This is a genomic window from Xenococcus sp. PCC 7305, from assembly GCF_000332055.1.
Lineage (GTDB): Bacteria > Cyanobacteriota > Cyanobacteriia > Cyanobacteriales > Xenococcaceae > Xenococcus.
This window is the reverse complement of record NZ_ALVZ01000156.1, coordinates 12,577-32,416: the sequence shown is the minus strand read 5'-3', so window position 1 is coordinate 32,416 and position 19,840 is coordinate 12,577. Positions and strand designations below refer to the sequence as shown.

The 19,840-nt window shown below is 40.6% G+C and carries 19 protein-coding genes and 1 pseudogene; 8 read left to right on the top strand and 12 right to left on the bottom strand.

Annotation, left to right across the window (positions count from 1 at the left end):
- Positions 1-113 (bottom strand): annotated as a pseudogene (locus XEN7305_RS30305) (transposase family protein); the annotation flags it as partial.
- Positions 114-292: 179 nt separating this feature from the next.
- Entirely contained in the window at positions 293-775 is a 483-nt protein-coding gene (locus tag XEN7305_RS09875) for a hypothetical protein (RefSeq protein WP_006509262.1), read from the bottom strand.
- A gap of 377 nt (positions 776-1,152) precedes the next feature.
- Between XEN7305_RS09875 and XEN7305_RS09870 the strand changes: the two genes are divergently transcribed.
- Entirely contained in the window at positions 1,153-1,449 is a 297-nt protein-coding gene (locus XEN7305_RS09870) for a WD40 repeat domain-containing protein (RefSeq protein WP_006509261.1), read from the top strand.
- A gap of 77 nt (positions 1,450-1,526) precedes the next feature.
- Here the strand turns inward: XEN7305_RS09870 and XEN7305_RS09865 are convergent, their stop codons facing one another.
- From XEN7305_RS09865 to XEN7305_RS09855, 3 genes are all read right to left on the bottom strand, one after another.
- Positions 1,527-1,820 (bottom strand): antibiotic biosynthesis monooxygenase, encoded by a 294-nt coding sequence (locus tag XEN7305_RS09865; protein WP_006509260.1) that lies wholly within the window; start codon positions 1,818-1,820, stop codon positions 1,527-1,529.
- A 59-nt stretch (positions 1,821-1,879) separates the two neighbouring features.
- Positions 1,880-2,626: a DUF561 domain-containing protein gene (locus XEN7305_RS09860; protein ID WP_006509259.1), complete on the bottom strand. Its 747-nt coding sequence runs from the start codon at positions 2,624-2,626 to the stop codon at positions 1,880-1,882.
- Between the two features lie 81 nt (positions 2,627-2,707).
- A complete protein-coding gene (locus tag XEN7305_RS09855; RefSeq protein WP_006509258.1) occupies positions 2,708-2,902 on the bottom strand; it encodes a hypothetical protein in 195 nt (64 codons plus the stop codon).
- Between the two features lie 366 nt (positions 2,903-3,268).
- Between XEN7305_RS09855 and gshA the strand changes: the two genes are divergently transcribed.
- The 4 genes from gshA (at position 3,269) to XEN7305_RS09835 (ending at position 8,155) form a co-directional block, all read left to right on the top strand.
- On the top strand, positions 3,269-4,423 hold the full coding sequence (gshA, locus tag XEN7305_RS09850; RefSeq protein ID WP_006509257.1) for a glutamate--cysteine ligase: 1,155 nt from the start codon (positions 3,269-3,271) through the stop codon (positions 4,421-4,423).
- Positions 4,424-4,460: 37 nt separating this feature from the next.
- Positions 4,461-4,925: a tRNA (cytidine(34)-2'-O)-methyltransferase gene (locus tag XEN7305_RS09845; RefSeq protein WP_006509256.1), complete on the top strand. Its 465-nt coding sequence runs from the start codon at positions 4,461-4,463 to the stop codon at positions 4,923-4,925.
- 367 nt (positions 4,926-5,292) lie between these two features.
- Positions 5,293-6,687, top strand: coding sequence for a M23 family metallopeptidase (locus XEN7305_RS09840; RefSeq protein ID WP_006509255.1), 1,395 nt, complete (start codon positions 5,293-5,295; stop codon positions 6,685-6,687).
- Between the two features lie 118 nt (positions 6,688-6,805).
- The gene (locus tag XEN7305_RS09835) at positions 6,806-8,155 is read left to right on the top strand and encodes a cytochrome P450 (protein WP_238568958.1); all 1,350 of its coding nucleotides are present in this window, start codon (positions 6,806-6,808) and stop codon (positions 8,153-8,155) included.
- Between the two features lie 41 nt (positions 8,156-8,196).
- Here XEN7305_RS09835 and XEN7305_RS09830 read toward each other — a convergent pair whose 3' ends face one another.
- Positions 8,197-8,763 (bottom strand): hypothetical protein, encoded by a 567-nt coding sequence (locus XEN7305_RS09830; protein WP_006509253.1) that lies wholly within the window; start codon positions 8,761-8,763, stop codon positions 8,197-8,199.
- A 78-nt stretch (positions 8,764-8,841) separates the two neighbouring features.
- The gene (locus XEN7305_RS09825) at positions 8,842-10,761 is read right to left on the bottom strand and encodes a lipoxygenase family protein (protein ID WP_006509252.1); all 1,920 of its coding nucleotides are present in this window, start codon (positions 10,759-10,761) and stop codon (positions 8,842-8,844) included.
- A gap of 552 nt (positions 10,762-11,313) precedes the next feature.
- On the opposite strand from XEN7305_RS09825, the gene XEN7305_RS09820 reads away from it, so the two are divergent.
- Positions 11,314-11,727 carry a PPC domain-containing protein gene (locus XEN7305_RS09820; protein ID WP_006509251.1) on the top strand — a complete coding sequence of 138 codons (414 nt, stop codon included), beginning with the start codon at positions 11,314-11,316 and terminating at the stop codon, positions 11,725-11,727.
- 60 nt (positions 11,728-11,787) lie between these two features.
- Here XEN7305_RS09820 and tsaB read toward each other — a convergent pair whose 3' ends face one another.
- The 3 genes from tsaB to XEN7305_RS09805 form a co-directional block, all read right to left on the bottom strand.
- Positions 11,788-12,420 carry a tRNA (adenosine(37)-N6)-threonylcarbamoyltransferase complex dimerization subunit type 1 TsaB gene (gene tsaB / locus XEN7305_RS09815; protein ID WP_006509250.1) on the bottom strand — a complete coding sequence of 211 codons (633 nt, stop codon included), beginning with the start codon at positions 12,418-12,420 and terminating at the stop codon, positions 11,788-11,790.
- 53 nt (positions 12,421-12,473) lie between these two features.
- Positions 12,474-13,466: a thiamine-phosphate kinase gene (thiL, locus tag XEN7305_RS09810; protein WP_006509249.1), complete on the bottom strand. Its 993-nt coding sequence runs from the start codon at positions 13,464-13,466 to the stop codon at positions 12,474-12,476.
- A gap of 156 nt (positions 13,467-13,622) precedes the next feature.
- Positions 13,623-14,741, bottom strand: coding sequence for a peptidylprolyl isomerase (locus XEN7305_RS09805; protein WP_006509248.1), 1,119 nt, complete (start codon positions 14,739-14,741; stop codon positions 13,623-13,625).
- 303 nt (positions 14,742-15,044) lie between these two features.
- On the opposite strand from XEN7305_RS09805, the gene XEN7305_RS09800 reads away from it, so the two are divergent.
- Positions 15,045-16,856 carry an ABC transporter ATP-binding protein gene (locus tag XEN7305_RS09800; protein WP_006509247.1) on the top strand — a complete coding sequence of 604 codons (1,812 nt, stop codon included), beginning with the start codon at positions 15,045-15,047 and terminating at the stop codon, positions 16,854-16,856.
- A gap of 122 nt (positions 16,857-16,978) precedes the next feature.
- Here the strand turns inward: XEN7305_RS09800 and XEN7305_RS09795 are convergent, their stop codons facing one another.
- Together XEN7305_RS09795 and XEN7305_RS26580 are read right to left on the bottom strand one after the other, a co-directional pair.
- Complete coding sequence (locus XEN7305_RS09795; RefSeq protein ID WP_006509246.1) at positions 16,979-18,832, bottom strand: penicillin-binding protein 2; 1,854 nt, start codon at positions 18,830-18,832, stop codon at positions 16,979-16,981.
- 61 nt (positions 18,833-18,893) lie between these two features.
- Positions 18,894-19,391, bottom strand: a complete 498-nt coding sequence (locus XEN7305_RS26580; RefSeq protein WP_006509245.1) for a hypothetical protein — start codon at positions 19,389-19,391, stop codon at positions 18,894-18,896.
- Positions 19,392-19,571: 180 nt separating this feature from the next.
- Between XEN7305_RS26580 and XEN7305_RS09785 the strand changes: the two genes are divergently transcribed.
- A complete protein-coding gene (locus tag XEN7305_RS09785) occupies positions 19,572-19,775 on the top strand; it encodes a hypothetical protein (protein WP_006509244.1) in 204 nt (67 codons plus the stop codon).
- The last annotated feature ends 65 nt before the right edge of the window (positions 19,776-19,840 follow it).

Sequence of the window (19,840 nt, the reverse complement as noted above, 5' to 3'; positions counted from 1 at the left end):
ACTCGATGAACTACGCGACAAATAGTTGATTCTGATACTCCAAAATCTGTTGCAATATGAAAATAGGTACGATATTCTCGCCAATATTCCAGGGTGACTAAAATTTGCTCTTCTCTTGCTAAATCCCAAGGTCGTCCTGCTTTTGGTCTGTGAGGAAATTCTTGCTTAAATGCTTCAAGTATTCGTTCAAAAGTTTTTTTCTCGACCCCAAAGCGCCGCTTAAACTTTTTACCTGATAGAGATTTGGCATTTGCGTAGTTCATAAATGAGGTACAAGAGAAGTGCAAACCCTTTACTCTACCACAAAAATATTTTGCAAGAGGTCTATTTTTTTCTTATCAAGTAATATTGAATAAGTTTCAAAACCTAAGTTAGTCTTATTTTTAGGGTATTCTCCTAAAAATGGCAGAGTTCTGATGATACTTTTATAATCGTAAGCACGAATAGCTAAGATACTATTATTAATAGCAACTTCATAACCAAAGCCATATCCTCTTTTTACTGCAAGAGAACGTTTTGGGGGATTTATTTCATGTATTCTTTGCCAATTACCATCAGTTTTACGAGTATAAATTACAACTCGATTAGCTTCAGGATCTCCCACAGCTAAATAATCTCCATCAACAGCTAAGGAAGTACCAAATGACTTACTATCACCGGCTCTTGATTCTAAACAAGTAGGAGTATAAGCAGATGCTGCATTAGTTTTTAATATATTTAGGTTGATCATTAAAGAAAACCCAAATAATATCAAAATAGCTTTTTTGATTTTCATTGCAAATCTAGTATACGTCTGGTGTGAATTATAAAACTCAGAGAGCAGATTGAAATCTAGAAGCTAGGATTCATCAAAGATAAGTCTTTTCCTCATGAGCTAACTCATCAAGATTGATTTTCCTGCGATCGCATTAAGAGCCGAGAATTATTGTTGTCCGAGATCGCGGACAATCAGCTAAAATTGACAAGGTTAATTTAACGAAATTGAATCTAAAAACCCCTAAATACGAACGAATTAATTCACACTAGACGTTAAAGATAATTTCTCATAGAAATCCCTATGAAGATAAAGAACTACCAACTGATATTGCTATAAGTCCTGATGGTAATTACTTAGCCGTATCCTATGGTGTTATAGAAGGAAACGATAGTATCATGATTGGTCCAGGTTTTGACTTGCCCAAAGGATTATTTGGGAAGGTTCGCTATTGGCATATTAAAAGTGGGAAGAAAATTGCTACACATCGAGTACATTGGATGGATACAAATGCGATCGCCTTTAGCCCTAATGGTAAATGGTTAGCTTCTGTTAGTGGTGGCCGAGAAAATAATCGGGTTCGCTTGTGGCGGATGCCACCCTATTCAGGTTGGTTTTGGTTACTGGGTACAATCAGTTTGGTTACTTTTATTTATTATCGAAGAAATGAATTGCTGGACTGGCTGAATACTTAGTAGAGTTTTTTAATCGAAAAACGCGATCTCACTAAACTACCTGAAATTACTTCATTTTTATTGAATGTCTACATAAATCACAATTCGACAGTAGAGTAATGCTCCACGATGGGAAAGGGCTCATAAAAATGATGTAGCAATTGCTTCCAAGTTTCATATTCTGCCGATTGACGAAACCCTACTGTATGATCTTCAAGTTTATCCCAGCGAACAAGTAATAAATAGCGATCGCTCTTTTCTAGGCATTTCTGCAAATCATGGGATATATATCCAGGCATTGCAGCAATAATCGGTGAAGCTTTTTGAAAAGAGCGTTCAAAACTATCACTCATACCTGCTTTGATATTGAGAATTGCAACTTCAAGAATCATTCTAGTTAAAATCTAAAAGACAGAGATATTTAAACCTCTGCCATCTGCCATCTGCCTTCTTAAACTCTAACCCGGGCCGGATATTGAGCTAAAGCCTCCACAAGACTTCTTACCTGGGCCAACATAGCAACTTCGCTATCTAGTTGATTAATAGCAGAACCAACACCGACGCCAGATGCGCCAGACGCGATCGCCATGGGGATCGTAACATTAGATAAACCCGAAGCACAAAGCACCGGTACATCTACAGCTTTAGAGATACTATGGGCAGCGGCCAGGGTCGCGGCAGCTTTTTCGATTAAACCCCTAACCCCTGGATTAACAGGATTAATACTAGTTCCACCTTCGGTTTGGATGATATCTGCCCCCGCTGCCACCAAAGCTTCTGCTAATTGCACTTGTTCATCAAGAGATAAAATATGGGGAACAGTCACAGAAAGAACAATCTCAGGAAGTAAAGAACGAGTAGCTTGAGTTAGTGCCAAGACTTCTGGCGCTTCGAATCTTCTGCCCTGGGCATAAAAACTATCAAAATTTCCAATTTCAATTAAATCTGCGCCATTCTCTCTAGCAGCAACAAATAATTCCGGCTCAACAGCAGAGACACAGATTGGCAAACTTGTTAGCTTGCGGATCGCGCAAACCAGCTCAGGTTTGGCAGCAATATCCACAAAAGTTGCTCCACCGGCTTCCGCTGCTTTAACCACAGCAGCTACATTATCGATATCGAAGTTGTTTAAGCCACTAATGACTTTAAGAGCATTTTTTTCGGCAAAGGCTCGCGCCAATCTAGGATGCATTGTCATATTTGCTTCCTTGGTAATTATTGTTATATTTCAGCAATTAGCATATCTTAGCGCGTAGCTTAATGTGTTTAAGATTTGATACTATTGCTTAGCTTTTTTTAAAACTTGCAGTTGCTGAATCAAAACGTCTATTTCAGCTTCGAGGTGCAAATATTTTACTTGTTGATCTGCTTGATAACATCTAGTGATGTGTTTACGGTTCAATTCGGCCTTGTCCAGCGCAGTTGAGGAAGAAGCCGTAATCACTTGAGATTCAGAGGATAAAAGGGTTGACATAAATTTTATAGTCTTTATTTTTGTTTTATTAAGTATTGATTTATTATGCTGGTGAGCAATTGTATCTCATCGGAGTCAACATTTGTTGTATCGAATATAGCTATTCTTTGTTTCCTCCCACTCTTTCAATTAACCTAAAATCATGAAACAATAGGGTTTGTATCGGTTTTATTTAACAAGCTTCAAGAATAATTACTTTTTTTTATGTAATATATCAATATATGTAATGTATCAATATATTATAGTGTAATATGCAACTGGCTATTGTTTTAGACGGTAGGGTTGAAAGACAATAGGCAATATCGAAGAGAAAAATCAGGTCAAAATTTTGCAAGGCTGTTGATTTAAGAGTACTTAGGAGCAATTGTGTTACTTTCTAAAGGATTTGAAGTCGAAATGTACACTGGCACGCCACAAGGTGAGATTGTCGGCTTGTCAGACAAAATAGTTAAAAGTTTGGATTGTTTTGTCAGAGAGCCTGATAGTCGAAATGTTGAATATACAACAGCTCCTTATACTAACTATGAACGCATACTATGTGCGCTTTTGAAGCCGAGACAAAAGTTACGCCATTATTTGAATAGCTTGGGTGACTATACAATTATTCCTGGTAGTACTCTATCCTTGGGTACTAGCGATCGCTTCTTCCGTTCTGACCCCAACAATCCCTATCATAGCTACATTGAACAAACCTATGGAACTAATGTCGTTACTGCAAGTATTCATATCAATATTGGTATTAGCGATCCCGAATTGTTAATGCAAGCTTGCCGATTAATTCGTCTGGAAGCTCCTTTGTATCTAGCCTTGAGTGCTTCTTCTCCTTTTATTGATGGTAAAGTTACGGGCTATCATTCAACTCGCTGGCAAATGTTCCCGAAAACTCCTACCCATGTACCCTTGTTCACTAGTCATCAGCATTTTATCCAGTGGACAGAAGAGCAATTAAAGATTGGCACCATGCGCAATGTCCGTCATCTTTGGTCTTCGGTGAGACCTAATGGCGATTGCCGTCCTTACAAGTTAAATCGACTGGAGATGAGAATTTGCGACCTAATTATAGATCCTGTTGCGCTATTGGCAATTACGGCGCTTTTGGAGGCGCGACTTCATCAAATGATGGAACAACCTGGGTTAGATCCTTTAAAGCAAAGTAGTCTTGATCGCGGTAATTTAGCGGAAGAGTTAATTGCGATCGCGGATAAAAATGAATTATTGGTAGCGCGAGATAGTCTTGATGCCGAATTAATCCATTGGCAAGATGGTCGCAAAATAACAGCACGCAATTGGATAGAAGAACTCTATCAAGAGGTTTTCCCCTTCGCCAAGCAACGGGGCTATAGTTGTTTTTTACTGCCAATCAAAAAAATCTTAAGATCGGGCAATACGGCACAACAATGGTTAAAGATGCATGAGCAAGGACAAGATATTCCCGCTATCATCCAACAAGCTGTTCGAACTACAGCCCAACAAGAAAAAGATCTTGAATCAAAACTCTGTCAACCTATCTTGGTAGCTTGATTAAAAAATTAGAAATAACAGACTGATAACTGAAAATATGCGCGTTGTCTTGGTTCATCCTCAAATACCCCCCAATACAGGAAATATTGCCCGCACCTGTGCCGCAACCAAAACAGAATTACATCTGGTGGCACCTCTCGGGTTTGAAATCAGCGATCGCTATTTGAAGAGGGCTGGCTTAGATTATTGGCCCCATGTAGATCTCCATTACCATCCCAATCTCGAAGCTTTCTGGCAAGTGCAACAACAACAGGAAGGTAGACTAATTGGGTTTACAGTTCGTGGCAGCGGAAACTATCTCGATTATCAATACCAAGAAAACGACTGGTTGTTATTTGGCAGTGAAACAGAAGGCTTGCCAACCGAAGTCCTCGATCTTTGTGATTATCGAGCCTTTATTGCGATCGCTCAACCCCAAGTAAGAAGTCTCAATCTGTCAGTAAGCGCTTCTATCGGATTATTTGAGGCTTTACGACAACTAAGGCATCAAAAACAGCTATAAACTTTCTACCCATCAGCTTTGACCTTAGACCTCACAGGAGAAATTCTCCTAAGATACTTGTCTAAATTCTGTTTTCAGGTTACCCTTTCGTTGAAATACAAAAAAACCATTAAGACACCAAAGCTGTTCCCCAAACTGTGCTTTCTTGCTATCCCTTCAAGGAAAACAAGATAGTACGACTTTTTATATTGAGATCTAACTGAATAATTTACCTAATTACTAGATAATGAATTCCTAAGCCGAGTAAATATACCTAGAACATCACTTAGAACTTCACTTTTCCCAACAAACCGCTATGCACAACAAACCGCACACACTCTCAAACTGCTACGTTGAAAAAGCTCAAAGCCACAGCACAAAGCTACCTATGGGAAAACATAGGTCAAGGCGCCCCCACAACTCCTCAAAGAGTCAATCAGTCACCTTTTGGGGCTTAGTTGCTGCCATTAGCTCCTTCGGGGCAGTTTTAAGTTTTCCTCAAACAGCCCAAGCAGCTCCCGGAAACCTCTCAACAGCTAGTCAACACTCCTCAAATTCGATAGCTCAATCCGACACAGAGCGAAAGGGGAAGATTCTAGGGAATTTTAAAATCGAGGCAAGCCAGGAACAGGCCGCCGAAATCTCCACAATCAAAATCCACTCCAAATCGAACTTGGGAACAAACCCAGTCACTACTATCTCCATTCCCCAGCTACCTTCATTAACTCTAGCGCAGAATACTTCCCACAAAACAATTACGAAACAGATCTACACAGTTCGGTCCGGAGACACGATAAAGAGCATTGCGCGTCTTTATGGAATTTCTACTGAAAAACTCATTGAAGCTAATAAAATCAAGAACCCTGGTAAGCTTTCAGTAAATAGCCAGTTAGTTATTCCTGTTGAGGAAAAGTCACAAGTTAGTCCTGACCTCAGTTTTTCTGCCAGTAGCCCAAAAAGAACTTCTCGTAGTGAAATAAATCCCCTGGTCACCAGAGACATCAGCACTAATTTATCCACAAATAAAGACGAAGTCGAAAATGTTCGCGACCCATATATCTCTGGATTGCGAGCAGATATTGACAAACTAAGAAATCAATTTCAAAGCCAATATGGGGGAGAAGACTCATCAACTACTACTACTAGAAATTCTTCTCTAGTTAGGCGAGAGTCTGTAGAGTCCAGCTATATCCCTAGTGCAGTCTCTGTGGCTGAGGCTCAAGAAGACATAAGTCCCAGGTCGGATAATAATTCATCAGAAGAATTTCGCATCAGTTCAGCAATTAGACCTACAGAAGGTTACAATAGGCTGTTTAATGCTCCTTCTCTAAGAGAAGGATTGAGACCAAAACTTCCACCCTTATCTGCTCCAGAGGAATATTTACCTGGAAATGAAAGTCTTTTTGATGGTTATATGTGGCCTGCCCAAGGAACTTTCACCTCAGGCTATGGCTGGCGTTGGGGGAGAATGCATAAAGGCATAGACATTGCCGCTCCGATCGGAACCCCAATTGTCGCAGCAGCAACAGGAGAAGTAATTTTTGCGGGCTGGAATTCTGGGGGCTATGGGAAGTTAGTCAAAGTACAACATCCTGATGGAAGTGTTACTTTTTATGCTCATAACAACAGGATTTTGGTTCGTAAAGGTCAGAAAATCAAACAAGGACAACAAATTGCGGAAATGGGCAGCACGGGATTTAGCACTGGTCCTCATCTACACTTTGAAATCCGTCCTAATGGTAATAAGGCAGTTAATCCCATCGCTCTTTTACCGAAAAAATAAGTTACTTAGAAAAATTGAGATGAAGTGCAAGGTAAGTTTACATTTCGACACATATTTTAGGCTGTTTATGTCTATCGGCTTATATACTTAAGCAAAAACTAGCAGTCAGAATATGAGTATGTCACCAGACACTTTGCCGAAGGTAACTCCCTCATTTTTGGGTAAAACACTCAATAATTTTCAGGCTTGGGCATTGGAGAAACCTGATAATTTATTGAGTAAGATTTTTTTGCCTCCGATCAGCTTTATCGAGGGGATGCTCGGAAATAATCCCGTTTACCTAGATGGCAAACGCCAGGCTTTGGGTTTAAACTTTTGTTGTGCAGGGGAAGTTGTGTTGGGAGAGTTCCCCACCCTTGAAACAACGCTCACATCGCCTCAAGCTCGTACTTGGCGTCTGGGCACAACTATGCTGAGTAAAGATCATGCCGCAGTTATCGATGATGGTGGGAGAAATGTTTTTCTAATTTCTCTTTCTGACAGCGCAGCGGGAGGTCAAGATCATTCAGCCTTTCGTAAATGCATGAACGATTATCTAATCAATGATGCTGCGATCGCAAGACAACAGGACCCTACAGCCCAAAAGCTATTGGAAAATCTTGCTACTGATTATCTTGAGATGCCCCACTCTGTGGGAGAGGCTTTCTTTACCGATGATCAAAAGGGCTGGATGGTTTTTATGGTGCGATATCTTCACTATGTTCTGTTTGGGATTGACCCGGAGAAAGAAGAAATTGCTATTCTGACCAATTTGCATTACACAAAAAAAGGGACATTACACTATTTTGCTGGTAGTAGCATTTTAGAAAAGTTGAAAATCGCAGGTTTTGGCGAGCTCCCAGAACTTATCGAACAGGTAGCCGATATCTACGAAAACTCGCCTGCTTTAGCTAATTTTTCCGACAACAATCCTGAATACAACAATATGACCCGGCGTGAGCTGGCCAAACTGATGGTGTCAGTAATGAGTATTGCGGGATTACAAGGCCCTCTCCATTTGGGGCGTACTGCTATGGGATATCAACCTTTGCCCGCTTATCAAGGCCGCCAGACAAATAAAATTGATGTCACGGCTCACTGGGACAGTCTTGATCTTGATGATCGAGAAGCAATCAAGTTATTTCTCCTAGAATGTGGTCGTCTTTTCATGCCAGTGAGTGCTTCTCATCGGGTTGCTACCGAACCTTTTACGGTCAACATAGCTGGTAAGGAGCGAACTTTTCCTACAGGAACAAAAATTCTAATTCCGATGCTACTCGGAATGCTTAGTGAAGATTTTTGGGGTACTAGCGCCTATAGTTTTAATCCACAGCGGGAGAATTTATGTCCTTTTCATATGGGTTTTAACTCTGTTGGCGATCGCACTGCGGGGCGTATTTGCCCAGGGAAAGCTGTTGCTTTAGAAATGCTAATCGACGTCATCAGCACAGTGGGTAAGGCTCGGCGGACTAAAAAAGCTGAAACTTAAGCAGTGTTATTTTAAATTATTATTATTGATTAACTAGTCGTCTAGGACTCAGGTTCAGCCACAACAATACAAGTTTCCTCAACTTGGGACAGCATTTTGTCAAAGGTCGACAGTTTTTGGCCGTTTTTGTCCACAATTTTTCTCAAAATATAGCCCCCCATGGGAATTAAGCGAAAAAATCCTCGGTTTCTGCGATCCCAGGTACTACCATCAACACTATCTTCTGTTTGATTCATCTCAAACACGACAATCCATCGAGGTAAACGGAATCCTAAAATTGTAGGAATAGCATCTGCACGCTTGAAGGTATTATCTTTAAAGCGAATTTCATAAACTAGCCTAGTCAACTGAATCAGTTTCAGGAGTTGACGACCACTATCTGAAGGATTGAAAGTCCATTGCAGTGGATCAAAAACGCGAATAAATAAAGTAAGGCGCTCCGCATCCCATTGGGCATTCATCGTGAAGCAATCGTCAGGAAGTTTATTGCCATCCATAAAATAGATACCCTTTAAAACATCTGGTAACTCTGTACCTTGTCCTGTGGGCATCCAAGTTTGAATTTCGTCAAATCTCTGCTCTTCGATTATTGTTTTAGGCTGATTCATCTGCTTTAAACCTCGTCGAATTAAGGATAGTGGGAAAAGACACTGGGAAAATTTCAGCGTATCTCTCTTGCCAAAAAACTAAATGTTAGTGCTTTGGGGAATTTTACTGGGACGTAAAAAATTATAAAAAGTAGGTCTTACGGCATTTCTCTCTTGAATAATAGTTTCAATTTCCTGAAGACGATCTTGAAAATCCTTCAGTGGTTGAGCGACATTGCCATCGCTAAAGTATGGTGGCTGATCTTTGCCTGCATATCGACCAAGTTCTGTGTAGTAAACTGATCCCAAAGTGTAAGTGATATTCATTTGAGCTTCAGCCTGTACTAAAGGAGGTAATAAGTCCAAATAAGATTTCTGGGTTGCCCCCGTGGCAGTTGAAGGTGCTGAACTATATCCTGCTAAGGGCATATTGGGAGCGTAGCTCATATAAGTAGCTTGAGCAAAATTGACTGCTGCATGTTGGGCGCTGCAAGTAAAGATAAGTAGCGTCACCGCATCAATAAGATATGTTTTGGAATGAATATCTAAACCCCCTGACGAATTGGACTCACCAAACCCTTTCATGCGCCCGCCATTATCTTTTGTTAGGCTATGAACCCAATGCTGAAGTTCCGAATCATCCACGATATCCTGATCGTTGTGATAGTAAATAGAGATGTAGCTAGTAACCCATGTGTGGATTGCATTCCAAATTAACATCCCATCATCCCGATAAGGATAATCAGGTAAGGCGTCTGGATCATCAACTCCTTGCTGCTCAAAAAACTTGGGTAACATTGAGTCATTAAAGGAATAAGGATAGCCTCTAACGCCTTCAAGAGTAATCCGCAGGGATTCATTTAAAGTTCCCCCAAAAGTAGCATCAACTATGCCATCTTTGTTGATTAGACCTACTGTTGCAGCATTGTTAATGAACAAAGTGCCTTGAAAATGGGGGCGCAGCAGCAATCCTAAAGGATGATTGGGGGCTAGTTCTCTTTCCGTTGCGATTACAAAAGGTTCTATGAGTAGATGTGTTCGCCCCAGATGGGATATCAACTCATGATAGTTGGCATCGGCAATTTGCACTATAGTTTTGGCAATCAACCAAGACCATTGCTGATCCTTGGGGGTGCTGGGTGGTGGAGGCGTAAAAATAGGATTTGTCGAACTTGGCGCTTGATGGCATTGAATGGCGACAGTGACTAAAGAACGAGGGCAATTACCAGCTTGAGGTACTGAAAATAAAGCTAAAGGAGCACATAGGTATTTGGTGTATTCTGGGGGGAAGTCGCCAGCTTTGATACCATCAAAGATCTTATAGTCAGCTAAATAAAGCCTTTTGTCTTGAATTGCCTGAGCAAGAGAATCTTCCTTTCCCATAACAGCTTGATATTGGTTGTCAGTTACGGGGAAATTTGGGGGAAGTTGTTCCTTCACCCGCTCAATCACCAATGGATTGGGGCCGGCAACCCGATGCGCCGCGAACTCACGATCTTCTTGAAAATGCTCGCTAACGCAGGGAAGATAAATAATTTGAAATAAATTTTGATAGTCTTGAAGCGTTTTTTCTAAACTAGTGAGATTTTGTTGCTGATTGTTCTGAGAGTTTTTCTCTGGTCTATTAGGGGTTTGGGTGGCTAATTCTCTTCTGCGGTACAGACGCTGAAGCAAAGGCTTTAATCTGTTGAGAAGCCAGAGGAGAAACTTAGTGTTTTTAATGTTATTGATAAATCGATAAACCCAGGTAGTAATGCCGTAAAGTACAAACTTAGAGCAAGAGCTGCCTGCTAAAAAATCTTCTAAAGACTGATTGCCAAAGACTCTTAAGATTACTGAAATAGAGTCACGAATCCATTGGGGTTTATTAAAAGGCTGCTCATCTTGAGGTAATTTTTTCACCATGGGAGTGCCATTATCATTGGGATAGTAGCTCCATTGATATTTCTGGCGTTGTTGTCCAATGGCCTGGTTTCTTGTATCGAGATCAGGGTCATTTTGTGGGAGTAAAGGTTGCATGGCAACTTCCTCTATTTTATGAATTACTTTTTATGAATTATTCAGTTTAGTAAATGGTAGAACTTAATAAGAATTAAAATGCGTAATTTAAGTAAAAAGATTTGTAGTTTTTTAAACTCTCTAGGGCTTTCCTTTAAAATATATTAAGAATCAACAAAAATGATATCAATAGTCTGTCTAGCCCCTGAAATCTGAGGGAGACTCGAAGGGAATAATCTTGTTTGGTTTTAAAGATTGGAAATTATGATGGATATATCTATTTTGTTAGGTCAATTAAGCTCTTTGCTATGGTTGATTTTTGCTGTCGTGGTATTGGTCAGGGTATTCAATAAAGTAAAAAATTCATCTTTGTTTTCGACTAAGAACTAAATTCCAACTGAAATACAACTAAACCTAGTGCTGAGATAAAAATCTCTGAGCTCTTTTTGCATAGGGGATATAGAATTGTAGAGATGAATATTCTAATTATGCTTATTGGGGCTCTAGGCTCGGTTGGTTCAATTTTTTTGTATGGCTAAACTGTTTTTTAATCGCTGGTATTGCAATTTTCCTATGGGTATTGCCCTGGTGGCGATCGCGATGTTCATGTCACCAGCAGAAGCCCAAAACAGACTTTATAATCCCTATGGAATTTCTTCGGACAAAGAAATTTCCGATACCCTTTCAGAGCACGATATTCCCACTGGCGAGGGGGGTTTTGCTCGCGACTACTATATTCAATTGGAAAAAGGGGATCAAGTGGCGATTGATCTGACTTCTGATGAGTTTGACACCATGATTATGCTGATTGCAAATGATGGTTCCACTGTTGCAGAGAATGATGATGCTCCTGATGGAACAACAAACTCATTGCTATTTTCAAGAATCGTTGAGAATGGCAAGTATATCGTGCGGGTTCGGGCCTTTGGGGAAACCAGTGGGGGCAAGTTCAGCTTAAAGTTTACACGTCTCAAACCAGTTAAATAATAATTGTTGATAGAAACCTTTGCCTTCTGCCTTCTGCCCTCTGCCCTCTGCCCTCTGCCTTCATCTAACAGGATGTTGCCCATAAAAGGGGACAATATCTTGCCATTGGCTTTTCTTTCCTTGTCTCCATTGAGCATGAGCAAGTTCTAGAACATCAATAACTGTATTAGCAGTTTCGGTCGGGGATATAACTAATTTATAGGGTGAGTCTAAATCTGATAAGGTATTTTGCCATTCTACGGTGCCGATTACCATATCTGATAAGTAGGGCTGCCAAATGCCATTCTCGCTTATTTGATAGATCGCAGCAAACAATTGCTCTCTTCTCGCATCCATTTGTACTGCGATTAAAGAATTGCGATCAGGATTAGCGATCGCAGAATGCGCGATCGCAGCTAAAGTAGAAATGCCGTAAAGAGGAATATTTAACTGTTGGGCAATAGTACGAGTGGTAACAACCCCCATTCTGGTACCAGTGAAGCCTCCTGGGCCTTTGGCAACGGCAATAAATTTTAAATCTTGCCAAGTTTGGGGTACGAGCATTGATTGCAGATGTTGATGGAGCAAAGAAGATAAATCTCGCCCGAGATCCCAGATTTGGCTACGGCGATCGCCTTGAAAATTGTCTAAACAGATGCCTAATTGTGGAGTAGTAGTATGCAGTGCTAGGCCATATTTCTGTTGCTGATTCATGGGAATAAATGTAAGTTAACGGCTGATCACTTATAGCTAATCGTGAAGAGATTTTAATTAAAATGTTGAAATCCTGCTCTCAAGACAGATAAAGACTTTAAATCAGCATTGCGAGGATTATTCATAACAATTTCAGGTTCGGACGTGATTTCCCCGATAATATTTGCGCCATTGCCTAATTGTTCGACTAGCGATATGGCCAGATTTTCCGGCAAACAGAGAACCAACTCAAAATCTTCGCCACCATAGAAAATCCAGTCTTCGGCTTGGGATGGCATGACGAAATTACTCAAAGCAGGATGAATCGGTAAAGCATTACAATCTATTACGGCTCCGACTTCACTGCAATGACAAATCTGAGCGATCGCATCCCCTAACCCATCACTACTATCCATGCCCGCAACTCGGATATTCTCTCCCAGCTCTGACAAGATTGACAATACATTCAGTCGGGGTTGGGGCTGTTGATGAGCTTTCATCAGAATTTTCTGTTCCACTGGAGTCAAATTTTGACCTAATTCGGGATGTAGCAGCAATTCTAAACCGGCTCTGGATAGACCATGATATCCAGTAATTGCGATCGCATCTCCTACCTGCGCAGCACTACGGCGAATCTCTTGACCAGGAGAAACTTCTCCCAAAGCAGTTATGGCAATAGTAATCACCTCAGAGCGAGTAATATCACCACCGACGATCGCGCTTTGGTATTTACGCAAACAACTATCCAAACCGCGATATAGTTCTTCTACCCAGGACACAGGGGTCTCTCCAGGAAGAGATAACCCAACAGTAATGCCGATGGGAGTTGCGCCCATAGCCGCTAAATCTGATAAATTTGCAGCGGCACCACGCCAACCCACATCAAAAGCTGAGGTAGTGCGATCGCTAAAATGAACATTATCAACTAGGACATCGGTGGTCACTACCAACTTGCGATCGCGCTTAAGTTGTAAAATCGCTCCATCATCCCCCACAACATCGGTCGGACAAAAAGCTTGTAACTTTCTGAGTAAACCCTGTTCCCCAATATCTTTTACATTGAGCATTAAATATCAAACATTGACCAATTTTAAGTAGGTAAGCAAAATTATTTGTGTAAATTTGAAATTGACTATCTTTTTTTCCCCAATTCCCAAATCCCCTAAGACCCCAAACCCCAAAATATACAATTAATTTTGCCTAGGTACTTAATTGATAACTGATTAGTCGGGTTGAACTAGGTTTTCCAGACCATGAACGACTTTAGCAGAGATGATCTTATCATCGGTGGTCATTTTGTCGATTAACTCTTTGCCTTTGACTGTGTAACCAAATATTGAGTAACGCCCATCCATCAAGTTAAAACCAGGAGGAGTTAATTCAGTGTCAAATTTAAAGAAGAAAAATTGCGAAGAACCACCATTAGGACTAAAAGCTGGATGAGCTAGAGCCACTGCACCATAGGCATTAAAAGGAATAATTGGCACATCCAAATAACGACCAAGTTGCTCTAGAGTGTATCGATAGGTAGGTTTCTTATCCCCTGCGACTAAAACTTCTAGAGGGATAGCACGGTATTCTCCAGTATTGGGGTCAATAAAACCAGCTGTAGGACCGGGAGGATCTCCCGCTTGTAAATAAGTATCCTTCGCATAATCAAAACTCGCGCCATCGTAAAAACCTTTTTGCACCAAATCAACAAAGTTACCACCATTCACCGGCGCACTATAACCATCAACAATAATATCTATGGTGCCTCTAGTTGTTTCCATTTCTACCACAGCGCGACCGAGAAGTTGCGGTAAATAGGCATAGGCTTCGGGAACTTCATAGGGGAATTCTGTAACCATTGATTCTTCTAATTCGCCGACATAGCCAAGAATCTCTTCTTTTTTAATATAGATAGGGTCGCGATCTTTATCTTGAGCAAAATCTTGGATTACTTCAATTCCTTCGGTAATCTTATCCATCAAGATTTCACTACGAGGATGTAAGTCTTCGGGAATGCTCTCAAGAATGTTGTCACGACGATACTCAAGAACATAGAGTGCATCTTTGAGATCTTTGCTAATTGTGCTCCATCGTTTACTGCGCAACTGTTCTGAGAGATCTTCTAGATCATCTTGGAGCTGGCGAATTTGGTCATTATCAATTGGCAAAGCATAGCGTAGAATCGCATTAGGATCGGTAATAGCATTTCCTTGGGCTAAGAATGCGATCGCAGGTGGTTGCCAGGCAATCAAGGTGCTACTGATAACAAATACAATCAGAGATACTGTTTTTATCCAGCTATAAAGTAGTTTCTTCTGGCTATTAGCAATTATCTTTTTTATCGTTTTCATAAATTTAAAGCTCGATCACTGATATCTTTTCACTTGTTTAACAGGGCTTTGCTAGGCGAAGGGAGATGGCAGATAGAAATTCTTCTACGGGAGAGATGCCCTGGCTTAACCGCCAAATCATAATGTAACCTAACGCGTTACCATGACAAGTAAGCTTCGCTATGGTCGCTCGTCAAATTATATCTGACTTTGATAACATTACTGATATCCTCAATTAATAAATAATTTAGTTACTGGTTACTGACCAAGTCCTCGAAGGAGGATAACTTATGACTGATGACTGATGAGCGTTACCTGAACTAAATGAACCAAACTCCTTTTCTCAGCAATAAAAAAAAAGATAATGATTGGCGATTATTTCTCAAATTAATTCCCTATCTGCAAAAAAATAGCAAAATTTTGATCATTGGCTTGATTTTACTATTCCCTCTGGCGATCGCTGGTGCAGTGCAGCCGATTATTATTGGACAAGCCGTATCTCTGCTCAAAGAGGAGCCGACTTGGTCATTTCTTCAAGGAAAAACTATTGCCCAAGGCATTAATGTTTTAGTCGTATTTTTACTAGTAACAGTTTCCATCAAACTGATGTTTTCGTCGGCTCAAGGTTATCTAGTGCAAAAACTGGGACAAGAAATCACCGCGTCGGTGAGAGAGGACTTATTTACCCATCTGACATCTCTCGCTTCGCGGTTTTTTGATCGAACTCCTGTGGGAAAGTTGGTTACCCGCGTAACCAATGATGTCGAAGCTCTCGGAGATGTCTTTGCCACTGGGGCGATCGGAGTGGTTAGCGACATTATGTCTATTGCGGCGTTGATCTTCTTTATGTATCTAGAAGACTGGCGTTTAGCTTCGATTCTGATTTTAATGCTGCTTCCTGTTACTGGTTTAATTATTTATTTTCAGTCGCAATATAGACTAGCCAACTATCGAGCGAGAGAAGAGTTATCCAAACTAAATTCGATGTTGCAGGAGAATGTCACGGGAATTAATATTGTGCAGCTCTTTCGACGAGAAAAATATAATTCCGAGATGCATCGCTCGGTGAATGAGCGTTATCGGACTGCTGTTGATAAAACAATTTTCCATGATTCGGCAGTGTCAGCGACCTTAGAATGGATCTCTCTTGTCGCGATCGCGGGAATGCTCTGGATTGGTGGTGTTTTTGTCTTACAAACTACAATTACTTTTGGCAAACTATCGGCTTTTATTCTGTTTTCGCAAAGGTTATTTAACCCTCTACGGCAGTTTGCAGATAAATTTACCATGTTTCAATCGGGACTCACCGCGATCGAACGTATCACAGAATTAATGAGTGAACCCATTGAAATTAAAGATACGGGGGACAGTTCATCTTTACAAGAAAAAATTGCCGCTAAAGATCATATTGGCGAGATCAGATTTGAAAATGTTTGGTTTGGCTACAAGAGTGACGAATATGTCCTGAAAAACCTAGATTTTACGATTAAACCAGGAGAAAAAATTGCCTTAGTGGGTCCCACAGGAGCAGGAAAAAGTTCGATTATTCGTTTATTATGTCGTCTTTACGAACCAAGCAAAGGTAGAATTTTGGTCGATGGGATTGACATTCGAGATATTTCCCAAGCGGAATTACGTCGCTATATTGGGGTGATTCTCCAGGAAAGTTTTCTTTTTGCAGGAGATGTTCAGCGCAATATTACGCTAGGAGATAATTATGATCTGTTAGAAGTCAAGCAGTCCGCGAGAATGACTAATATAGATGGATTTATTGAAGATTTGCCCAATGGCTATCATACCGAACTTCGAGAACGAGGAACCAATCTTTCTGGGGGACAAAAACAGTTACTTGCTTTTGCTCGGGTGGCAATTCGCAATCCCCATGTTTTGGTCTTAGATGAAGCTACCGCAAGTTTGGACGTTAAGACAGAAGCTTTGATTCAAGAAGCTCTAGACCATTTATTGCGCGATCGCACCGCGATAATTATTGCGCACCGTCTTTCCACAATTCGAGATGTGGATCGGATCTTTGTCCTCAAAAGAGGTGAATTAATCGAATCAGGTAATCATGATCAATTATTAGAAGAAGATGGACTTTATGCTAGTTTATATAATCTGCAAATGCTGGAAGCTTAAACTTTTAAGCAGTTGTTGGGGAACAGAGAATAGGTAACGAGGAATAGGGGACAGAGAACATAAAATCTAAATTTCTCGATTCTCAGAATTCCTCTAAAACCTAAAACCTAAAACCCAAAAAATTAATTTTTCTCCGGTTCGCGAGATGGGGCGATTCCCTCATGAGCAATAATTGTTTCGATCACATCTTTTACGATTGGAGCTGCCACAGTAGAACCAAAAGTCCATCTTCCCTTCGGCTCATCTACTACCGCTAAAATTGCATAACGGGGGTTTTCCACGGGAAAAATGGCAACAAAACTTGTAATCTTGGCGGTTTCATCATAGGCTCCGGTTTGATTGATTTTCTGGGCAGTTCCTGTTTTTCCGGCAATCCGATAGCCAGGAATTTGGGAAACTTTACCACTGCCTTGATCCACAACTGTTTCCATCATTTCTAGAACAGTCTGGGTGATTTTGGAGTCCCAAATTTTTTTACTTTGAGAAGGAATCTCGTAGTGAATATTGCCATCAAAATCAACTAACCCTTTGACCAAATGAGGTTTCATTAATTCTCCCCCATTAGCGATCGCAGCATGCAACTGTAGCAGTTTCATCGGCGTGAGAGAAAAACCTTGCCCAAAAGCCGCCGTTGCCGCATCAATTTCTCTGACCGAAAATTCCACTTCGTCCCGAAGTTGACCCGGAGTATAACCGGGAATATCTAGTTTTAATGGCTCCTCGATCCCTAATTCTTGGAGCTTGTGATAATAATCGGGACGAGACAACTGCTTCATAATATTAATCATCCCGATATTGCTAGAATATTGCAAAATCTGAGGAATGCTAATTTTTCCTCTGGCTCCTTTTTCTCGATAATCGTGATTGCGAATCGTATGGGTATTGACAACAGTTTTTCCCGTATCTTCAATTTTTGCGTTGGGAGTAACGACCCCAGCTTCTAGGGCGATCGCAACATTAATTGGTTTAAAAGTCGAACCAGGCTCATAAAGATCTGTTATTGCCCAATTTTTAAAGACACTATAATCTTGGTATTCGTTATAGCGATTGGGATCATAGGTTGGCTCACAAACGAGAATCGGAATCGAACCATCCCAAACATCCATTACCAAAACAGCTCCTCTTTTGGCCTTATACTTGTCCATCCCAGCTTTTAAAGCCTCACGAGCTGATTGTTGCAATCGCAAATCGAGGGTAGTTTGTAGCCTGAGATCGTCAAACTGGAAAAGTTTCTGCGATCGCTTTAACTCCCCAGGATGAAAGATCGGTTGAGTTTTGCCCTTGAGTTGCAAGAAACTGCGCTTTAACCTCAAAGTAATCGAAGGTCGCTCTAGTAAGTTATTTTGCGTAAGTTCCAACCCTGCCTTGGGTTCGCGGCTCGAATCTTTATTAATATAGCCAATAACTTCTGCTGCCATGTCCTGATAAGGATAATAGCGAGAATAGTTTTTCCTAAGATCTAAACCATCAATCTGCAAAGCACGAATTTGCGGAACTACTGATTCTGGCAAATTTCTAAATAAAGGGCCGGGCCTACCAAACTTTTTTAAAAGGTTCTCAGGGCTATCAGTTTTTAAAATAGTCGCTAAGCTTTGGGCAATTTCTTCTGCGGAAACTGGTTTGGCGTTTTTGATGAATAGGGCAGGATGAACATAAAGTTCGTAATTTATGCGATCTGTAGCCAAAACATTTTGATTGCGATCTACAATTTGACGGCGGGGAGTGAATAATTGTAAGTTGGCCGTCTGTTGCGATCGCGCGATCGCCTTATAATTTTTATTTTTCGGTGCTTTTTCATGGGCAATCACAGGATCAACAACTTGAAGATGATAAAGTCTCACTGCCAATCCTGTGGCACAAAGAAATAACAACCCCCATACTAGAAGCAATCTTAACGTAACTTGACGAGCAAGATTACGAGGTTTTTTGGGCAATCGAGTCTTTTGGGATAATTTACTCGCCCTAATCTTTCTCATTACTCATTACTTATTACTCATTACTTATTACTTATTACCTAATTACTTCAGCGCGGCGGCACTAGTATCCAAGACTGATTTTCTTGAGAGATTTACCCTGATTTTTTTGGTTAAGCTGAGGCTTGACGGCTACAGTATTTGGCGTCAGAAATACAGTATTTTCAGGCGTGATGGGAGACATCTGAAATTGCTGGGCTTGTTGAGAGACCTCATATTTTAAACGCTCTCCAATACTTGTCAACTGGCGTTCTTGACTTTGTAAAGTTTCCAGATTGCGGTATTCTTTACTCCATTGCTGAGGAATAGAAACTGTCGATAGATATAAACCAATTCCTGTGGCAATAGACAAACCTGCAACCCCTAAAGAACATTTCTGCAATAAAAGTAAAACCTTGAGATATGCAGGAAATTTTTTGGCTTGGGGAAAATGAGAAGGTGCGCTAGGGGAATTATTACTCGATTTCGGCTGAGTATTAGATGTTATCTGAGTGTTAGATACCTCTGAGGAGAGATGTTCATCAGAGCCGACCTGAATATAATATTGAGGAAGAGCAGACATAGTAAGGATAAGTGTGTGGAGGTTTTCAGCCGCATTCTAACTGTCATATTGACAAAAGGCAAGAGATAAGCAATAAATGTTGATCTTCCCTCAAAAAATAAGAAATAAAGAGGCAAAAAGTTTGCGAGATTGCATAATAATTTACAATATTTGCAGGTAAAAATAGCAATCCGAAGCATCATGGAAGACCATAATATAAGTAAAACAACCAATAATCAGCAAGAATCTCTTGCAGGGAATCCAGTGTCGCAAGACAATCATCTAGAGAAAACCTCTAAGTTTATCAGCGAAACCTCTTTAGATGACATGATCGAAATAGCTGAAATAGCCAGGAGAAAAAAACTAACTGAACCTCCTAAATGGGTTATTCCTGATGAAATTTAGAATAATATATGTAGGGCACAATATAAAAAAAGAGTCTTGAATGGTGAATACTCACTTCTTCAAAA

Coding starts and splice junctions, on each gene's coding strand:
- XEN7305_RS09875 (WP_006509262.1), bottom strand. CDS start 775: ATGAAAATCAAAAAAGCTATTTTGATATTATTTGGGTTTTCTTTAATG.
- XEN7305_RS09870 (WP_006509261.1), top strand. CDS start 1,153: ATGATTGGTCCAGGTTTTGACTTGCCCAAAGGATTATTTGGGAAGGTT.
- XEN7305_RS09865 (WP_006509260.1), bottom strand. CDS start 1,820: ATGATTCTTGAAGTTGCAATTCTCAATATCAAAGCAGGTATGAGTGAT.
- XEN7305_RS09860 (WP_006509259.1), bottom strand. CDS start 2,626: ATGACAATGCATCCTAGATTGGCGCGAGCCTTTGCCGAAAAAAATGCT.
- XEN7305_RS09855 (WP_006509258.1), bottom strand. CDS start 2,902: ATGTCAACCCTTTTATCCTCTGAATCTCAAGTGATTACGGCTTCTTCC.
- XEN7305_RS09845 (WP_006509256.1), top strand. CDS start 4,461: ATGCGCGTTGTCTTGGTTCATCCTCAAATACCCCCCAATACAGGAAAT.
- XEN7305_RS09840 (WP_006509255.1), top strand. CDS start 5,293: ATGGGAAAACATAGGTCAAGGCGCCCCCACAACTCCTCAAAGAGTCAA.
- XEN7305_RS09835 (WP_238568958.1), top strand. CDS start 6,806: ATGTCACCAGACACTTTGCCGAAGGTAACTCCCTCATTTTTGGGTAAA.
- XEN7305_RS09830 (WP_006509253.1), bottom strand. CDS start 8,763: ATGAATCAGCCTAAAACAATAATCGAAGAGCAGAGATTTGACGAAATT.
- XEN7305_RS09825 (WP_006509252.1), bottom strand. CDS start 10,761: ATGCAACCTTTACTCCCACAAAATGACCCTGATCTCGATACAAGAAAC.
- XEN7305_RS09820 (WP_006509251.1), top strand. CDS start 11,314: ATGGGTATTGCCCTGGTGGCGATCGCGATGTTCATGTCACCAGCAGAA.
- tsaB (WP_006509250.1), bottom strand. CDS start 12,420: ATGAATCAGCAACAGAAATATGGCCTAGCACTGCATACTACTACTCCA.
- thiL (WP_006509249.1), bottom strand. CDS start 13,466: ATGCTCAATGTAAAAGATATTGGGGAACAGGGTTTACTCAGAAAGTTA.
- XEN7305_RS09805 (WP_006509248.1), bottom strand. CDS start 14,741: ATGAAAACGATAAAAAAGATAATTGCTAATAGCCAGAAGAAACTACTT.
- XEN7305_RS09800 (WP_006509247.1), top strand. CDS start 15,045: ATGAACCAAACTCCTTTTCTCAGCAATAAAAAAAAAGATAATGATTGG.
- XEN7305_RS09795 (WP_006509246.1), bottom strand. CDS start 18,832: ATGAGAAAGATTAGGGCGAGTAAATTATCCCAAAAGACTCGATTGCCC.
- XEN7305_RS26580 (WP_006509245.1), bottom strand. CDS start 19,391: ATGTCTGCTCTTCCTCAATATTATATTCAGGTCGGCTCTGATGAACAT.
- XEN7305_RS09785 (WP_006509244.1), top strand. CDS start 19,572: ATGGAAGACCATAATATAAGTAAAACAACCAATAATCAGCAAGAATCT.